General features: G+C 67.3%; 3 protein-coding genes. All 3 read right to left on the bottom strand.

Annotated elements, in window-relative coordinates:
- The coding region (locus tag EN991_RS30570; RefSeq protein ID WP_127370145.1) for a COG4223 family protein at positions 1–1401 on the bottom strand (1401 nt) is incomplete at its 3' end.
- A gap of 109 nt (positions 1402–1510) precedes the next feature.
- Positions 1511–2227: a uroporphyrinogen-III synthase gene (locus EN991_RS30565; RefSeq protein WP_127370144.1), complete on the bottom strand. Its 717-nt coding sequence runs from the start codon at positions 2225–2227 to the stop codon at positions 1511–1513.
- Between the two features lies 1 nt (position 2228).
- A partial coding sequence (hemC, locus tag EN991_RS30560) for a hydroxymethylbilane synthase (protein WP_127370143.1) occupies positions 2229–2876 on the bottom strand: 648 nt, incomplete at its 5' end.

Here is a 2876-nt window from a genome sequence, read left to right as displayed (position 1 = left end):
GGCAAAGTCGGCGCCCGCGGCCTTGGCGGCCTCGGGCAGCGTTTCATACTCGCTGAGTGCCTTGGCGTAGTCGCCCTGGTTGACCGCCGCCTCCATGCGCGCGACGGTTTCCGGTGCGCCGGCGCCTTCGACGGCGCCGATCGGCCTGACCTTGACCAGCGATTGCGCGCTCGACAGAAGGCTCTGAACGAAGCCGGCATTCTCATCGACAGGCGTTGCCGCCGTGACCATGGCATTGGCGGCGGCATCAGCCTGCGATGCGATCTCGGCGCGGGTTGGAACGCCCTTTTCGGCATAGGGGCGCAGTGCCGCAAGCTGCGGCGCATCAGGCGAAATCGCGGCGAGGGTTTCGAGTTCGGCCGAAAACGGCCCGCCACGCTCAAGCGCCGCCTTCAAGGCCGAAGCCGCGATGGCAAGCGCGATCTTCGGCTGTCCCGCCGCCGCCTCGACCTTGCCGGACAGCTGCGACACAGACTGCTCCAGCGCTTTCAGCCGGCCATCCTGCGCGGTCGCCGCCTCGCCGGCCGACTTCACCTGCGCGTCGAGGCCTGCCAGTTTTTCGGTGAGCGGACCAAGATCGACCGGCGCCGAGCTGCCCGCCTTGCCGAGGGCGGCGACCGCCGTCTCGATCTGCGCGACCTTGTCGCCCAGTGCGGTGACGCCGGCCGCGTCGCCTGCTCCACCTTTCTCGACAGCCGATTTCAGCGCCGCGACATCGGCCTTGACCTGCTCCAGGCCCGAGGACAGCCCGACCATCTTCGCCGCTGCATCGCCATTGCCGCCGGCGTCCTTCAAGCCGGCGATTTCGGTCTTCAGCGAGGCGATGTCGCCATTGACGCCATCGAGCGAGACGCCGGCACCGGAACCCGGCGCGCCGAGCAGGCCGGCAAATTGCAGCCCGCCGGCGCCGACCAGCGCGATGACGCCGCCGATGATGCCGGCGGCGATGCCGTTGAGGCCGCCACGCTTTTCAGGGGCTGGCGCCATTTTCTCGTCCCGTGTCTCGGGTTTTGCCTTGTTGCCGTCGGTCTGCGCTGCCGACGCGTCGTCGAAACCGTAGTCGAAGGTTTTGGCGCGGTTGGGCGGCGCATCCGAACCGGGATAAGGGAGCTCTGGCTCGGCGGCTTTGGCTCCGCCATCCGCCGGCGCTTGCCCTTCCGCACCTGCGGCGCCATCGGCATGCTCCCAGGGCTCAAGATCGGTCTGGTCGGCATGAACCGGCTCTTCGGGAACCTCGGGCTGCGAAGCGTTCGCTGCTTCCTCGGCCTTCGCCTCGTCGGTCTGCGCCCCCTGCGTGGCGGCGTCCTCGTCGGCGATGCGTGAGACGGCGCCCGGCTCGAGATCGATGGTCACCGGCTCGCGGCGGCTTTTCGAGTGTCGCATCTTCGGCGTCTTGACCATGCCTGGGCTCCGCACATTCGCTTCGTCTCAACGCCTGGCGGCGCATGATGGTTCAGAAAGGGTCTAGCACATCACCAAGCGGTGAAAAGGGGCGGTGTGATGACGCGGCTCAGCGCGGCGCCTGCAAAAGCGCCAGCAATGCCTCCTCGTCAGGTTGCGCGGCAATGCGGATCCTTTCGCCGGTGGCATCGTCGAAGGCTGCGGCGATGCGAGCGGAAAGCGCAAAAACCCATGTTTTTTCGAAGAGACCGCGCAGAGCGGGCCGTCTTGCCAACATCTGCATCGCCGCCGCCGCCTTGGCTGAATAGAGCAATACCGCGTCGGCAGGTTGCCCCGACAGGCGTTCGAGGGTGACTTCGTCCGGATAACCCACTGTCAGCGTGTCATAGGTCTCGACGGCGTGGACCCGAACGCCCGCCGTCCCGAGCCTCTGTTCGAACGCCGGAAACCGCACGCGCCCACACAGGTAGACAATCGTCTTTCCAGAAAAATCGGCAGCGAGAACGTCGGCCAGCGCCTCGGCATCGCCCGGGCCTTCACTGACCGACAAAAACCCCGCTTTGCGGGCAGCTTCCGCAGTCCGCCTACCGACGGCATGACAAGGCAAGGCGGCGAGCGTCGCGATGATTTCTTCCGGCGCATGGCGCATGGCATTGGCGCTTGTGACGGCCACCGCGACGGCATCGTCCGGGATCAGTCCGGCAGCGGCGGGCAACGCCTTTGTTTCGGTCAGGGGCAAAAGAACCGGCTGAAAACCTGCCTCCTCCAGCCGATGCGCTGTGCGCGAAGCACCCGGTTCCGGCCTGGTCACCAGGACGCGAAGCATTTCAGAGCCAGCCGTCGAAGAACTTTTCGCCGGCCCTGGCGCGCACGCTCCGGGCCGCTTCGCCGCCGATGCGGGCGGCGTCTTGCGCCGATCCCTGCAGCTCGACCGTGTGTGACTGTGTGCCGTCGGGCGAGATGATCAGCCCGGCAAAAGACAGCTTTCCGGCCTCGATCGCCGCATAGCCGGCGATCGGCGTGCGGCAGGAGCCATCGAGCGCCGCTAGGAAGGCACGCTCGCAGGCCAACGCCTGGCCGGTCGGCACATCATGAACGGCCGCCAGCATCTTTTCGACCTCGCGGTCGCCGATACGAGTTTCGATGCCGATCGCGCCTTGCCCCGGCGCCGGCGGGAAGACATCGAGCGGTATCAGGTCGGTGACGACATGCTCGAGCCCAAGCCGCTTCAGCCCGGCATAGGCCAGGATCGTGCCGGCGGCGACGCCTTCGTCGAGCTTGCGCAGCCGCGTCTGCACATTGCCGCGGAACATCACCACGTCGAGATCCGGCCGCATCCGGCGGATCAGCGCTTGCCGCCGCAGCGACGACGAGCCGACTTTCGCCCCGCGCGGCAGTTCGGCGATCGTCTTCGCCGCTTTGCCGACAAAGGCGTCGCGTGCGTCCTCGCGCGGCAGGAAGGCCGACAGTTCGAG

It is taken from the genome of Mesorhizobium sp. M7A.F.Ca.US.005.03.2.1 (assembly GCF_003997795.1).
Taxonomy (GTDB): Bacteria; Pseudomonadota; Alphaproteobacteria; order Rhizobiales; family Rhizobiaceae; genus Mesorhizobium; species Mesorhizobium ciceri.
This window is presented reverse-complemented; position numbering and strand designations above follow the sequence as displayed.

Coding starts and splice junctions, on each gene's coding strand:
- EN991_RS30565 (WP_127370144.1), bottom strand. CDS start 2,227: ATGCTTCGCGTCCTGGTGACCAGGCCGGAACCGGGTGCTTCGCGCACA.